3 protein-coding genes are annotated in these 3316 nt (G+C 68.4%); all 3 read left to right on the top strand.

Annotation, left to right across the window (positions count from 1 at the left end; all coding sequences use genetic code 11):
- Nucleotides 1-124 precede the first annotated feature (124 nt).
- The 3 genes from pstA (at nt 125) to pstS (ending at nt 3116) form a co-directional block, all read left to right on the top strand.
- On the top strand, nt 125-1129 hold the full coding sequence (pstA, locus tag BN2279_RS07690) for a phosphate ABC transporter permease PstA (RefSeq protein WP_234347579.1): 1005 nt from the start codon (nt 125-127) through the stop codon (nt 1127-1129).
- Between the two features lie 96 nt (nt 1130-1225).
- Nucleotides 1226-2005, top strand: a complete 780-nt coding sequence (gene pstB / locus BN2279_RS07685; RefSeq protein ID WP_059007780.1) for a phosphate ABC transporter ATP-binding protein PstB — start codon at nt 1226-1228, stop codon at nt 2003-2005.
- Nucleotides 2006-2021: 16 nt separating this feature from the next.
- A complete protein-coding gene (gene pstS, locus BN2279_RS07680; protein WP_059007778.1) occupies nt 2022-3116 on the top strand; it encodes a phosphate ABC transporter substrate-binding protein PstS in 1095 nt (364 codons plus the stop codon).
- Nucleotides 3117-3316: the final 200 nt, after the last annotated feature.

Below are 3316 nucleotides of genomic sequence, written 5' to 3'. Positions count from 1 at the left end.
TGAATGTGTGATGTATACCTGGCTGCCCCTCACGCTGCGCTCTATCTTCTGCGTTGTCGGGGTCAGAGGTGTATAGGAGACAGCCGAGGCCCTGCTCCCCGATGTCCCCCTCACCCAGGGCACGTTGCCGCCCCGCGCCGCGCCGCTGACGCTGCTGGCGTTCGTGGTGGTGGCCGCGCTGCTGTGGCAGGTCGCCGGCTGGGGCCAGGCCGTGGCCGGTATCGCCGCCGCCGTCGGCTACACCCTCACGATCTACGCCTGGTCCCGCGCGGTCGAGGGCAGCCGCAAGGCGTTCGACCGGATGGTCACGGCGGTCGTCTCCTCCACCTTCCTGGTGGCCATCCTGCCGCTGGTGTCCGTCCTCTTCACCGTCGTCGACCGGGGCTGGGCGCGGTTCGACTCGGACTTCTTCAACAACTCGATGCGCAACGTCGTCGGCGAGGGCGGCGGCGCGCACCACGCGCTCATCGGCACCCTGATCGTCACCGGCATAGCCGCGGTGATGTCCGTGCCCATCGGTCTGCTGACCGCGATCTACCTGATCGAGTACGGCCGCGGCAGGCTGGCGCGGGCCATCACCTTCTTCGTGGACGTGATGACCGGCATCCCCTCCATCGTCGCGGGCCTCTTCGTGTACGCGCTGTTCGAGCTGTTCTACGGCGCCGGTATCCGGATGGGCTTCATGGGCTCGGTCGCGCTGAGCGTGCTGATGATCCCGGTCGTGGTGCGCTCCGCCGAGGAGATGCTCAAGCTGGTGCCCAACGAGCTGCGCGAGGCGTCGTACGCGCTGGCCGTGCCGAAGTGGCGCACCATCGTGAAGGTCGTGCTGCCCACGGCCATCGCGGGCATCGCCACCGGCATCACGCTCGCCATCGCCCGCGTCATCGGCGAGACCGCGCCGCTGCTGGTCACGGTCGGCATGACGGCCAGCGACAACTTCGACCCGTTCGACGGGCGCATGGCGACGCTGTCGGTGTTCTCGTACAACGAGTACTCCAACCCCGGTGTGCCGCCCGAGTTCTCGATCGACCGGGCCTGGTCGGCCGCGCTCACGCTGATCCTCATCGTGATGGTGCTCAACCTGCTGGCCCGCCTCATCTCCCGGCTGTTCGCCCCCAAGACGCGCTGAGACGCGAGCGGACGCGGCGGACACAGCGGGCCCAGCGGATACAGCAGACACAGACGCAGAAGACGAAGAAGAAGACGAAGAGGACAAGGAAGCACTGTGGCCAAGCGCATCGAGGTCAGCGATCTCGACATCTACTACGACAAGTTCCTCGCGGTGCAGGGCGTGTCGATGACGATCGAGCCACGTTCGGTGACGGCTCTGATCGGCCCGTCCGGCTGCGGCAAGTCGACGTTCCTGCGCACCCTCAACCGGATGCACGAACTGGTGCCGAAGGCACGGGTCGAGGGCAAGGTCGTGATGGACCAGCAGGACCTGTACGGGCCGACCGTGGACCCGGTGGGCGTCCGCCGGCACATCGGGATGGTGTTCCAGCGGCCCAACCCGTTCCCGACCATGTCGATCTACGACAACGTCGCGGCCGGGGTGAAGCTCAACAACAAGCGGATGAAGCGCACCGACCTCGACGCCCTGGTCGAGAAGTCGCTGCGCTCGGCGAACCTCTGGGACGAGGTCAAGGACCGGCTGAACAAGCCGGGTTCGGGCCTCTCCGGCGGCCAGCAGCAGCGCCTGTGCATCGCCCGCGCCATCGCGGTGGCGCCCGACGTGCTGCTGATGGACGAGCCGTGCTCCGCGCTCGACCCGATCTCCACCCAGGCCATCGAGGACCTGATCATGGAGCTGAAGGCGCAGTACACGATCGTCATCGTGACCCACAACATGCAGCAGGCGCAGCGGGTCAGCGACGTCACCGGCTTCTTCAACCTCAAGGCCATCGGCAAGCCGGGCGGGCTGGTCGAGATCGACGACACCACGAGGATCTTCACCAACCCGGCCAACCGCGAGACCGAGGACTACGTCTCCGGCCGGTTCGGCTGAGACTGGGGACTGGCGCATGCGGAACAGGCTCGCGTCGTTCCCCGGGGCCGCCGCGCCCGTCGCGGCGGTCGCCCTGGTCCTCCCCCTGGTCCTGACCGGGTGCCTGGTGGAGGACGGCAGTGCGGTCAGCAGGGGCACGCTCTCCGGGGACATCGTCGGGGCGGGGGCGACGTTCCCCGACCCGCTCTTCCAGGAGTGGATGTCCTACTACAACACCACCATCGAGACGGGCACGACGATCGACTACCGGGCGACCGGTTCCGGCGAGGGCATCGAGCAGTTCCTCGCCCAGAGCGTGGACTTCGGGTCCTCGGAGCGGTATCTCCAGGAGAGCGAGCTGCTGGTGGCCCGTCAGGTGCGCGGCTGCGAGGCCGTGCAGTTCCCCGTGGTCTTCGGCGCGGTGGTGATCGCGCTCAACGACCCGGCGCTGGACGGCCTGATCCTCGACGCCGAGGTGATCGCCGGGATCTACGACCGCACTGTCACGCGGTACGACGACCCGGCGATCGCCGCGCTGAACCCGGATCTCGACCTTCCCGACCGGGAGATCGTGCCCGTTCACCGCTCGGACGGCTCCGGCACCACGTACGTGTTCACGAGTTACCTCACCCACGAAGTCCAGCTCTGGGCCGACGAGTACGCGGCGGGCACGGACATCGACTGGAACGACGGCACGGTCGGCGGCGAGGGCAACGACGGCGTCATCCAGGCCGTCGAGGCCAGCCCCGGCGGCCTCGGGTACGTCAACCAGTCCTACGCCCTGAACAACCAACTGGCGACCGCCCGCGTGGTCAACGAGGACGGCGTCCCGATTGAACCCACCCTGGCCGCCACCACGGCCGCCTCGGAAGAGGCGGAGATCCCCGACGACTTCCAGTTCACCATCGACGACATCGGCGGGGACGGTTACCCGATCACGGGTGCCAACTGGATCCTCGCCTACGAGTGCGGCTACGACGACGACACCGCCGAAGTCCTCCGCGACTTCTGGACGTGGACCCTGACGGACGTGGAAGCCGACCGCTTCGCGTCCGCCCTCGGCTACGCCCCGATGGGCCGCACCCTGAAGGAACGCGTCCTGACCGAGATCCAGCGCGTCAACTCCTCCTGACCGCCGCCCACTCACCCGGACCAGCGGGCGGGCACGGCCCTTTGTCAACCGCGGACGGACGAACCGGGCTTTGTTTGCGCGGGGTTTGCCGTCGCGGGCGACAAGGGCCGGGGCGCCGGTGGGTACCCTCCTTGTCAGGCCGGCCCGGGGGGCGGACCGGCGGGGGGGGGGGGGGGCTGGCTCTTTTACACCTCTCCGCG

Origin of the sequence: Streptomyces specialis, assembly GCF_001493375.1 — a bacterium.
Lineage (GTDB): Bacteria > Actinomycetota > Actinomycetes > Streptomycetales > Streptomycetaceae > Streptomyces > Streptomyces specialis.
The sequence above is the reverse complement of the archived record's forward strand: the minus strand, read 5'-3'. Positions and strand labels throughout refer to the sequence as shown.

Excerpts from the sequence above, each read along its gene's own strand:
- pstS (WP_059007778.1), top strand. The coding sequence starts at position 2,022 with ATGCGGAACAGGCTCGCGTCGTTCCCCGGGGCCGCCGCGCCCGTCGCG.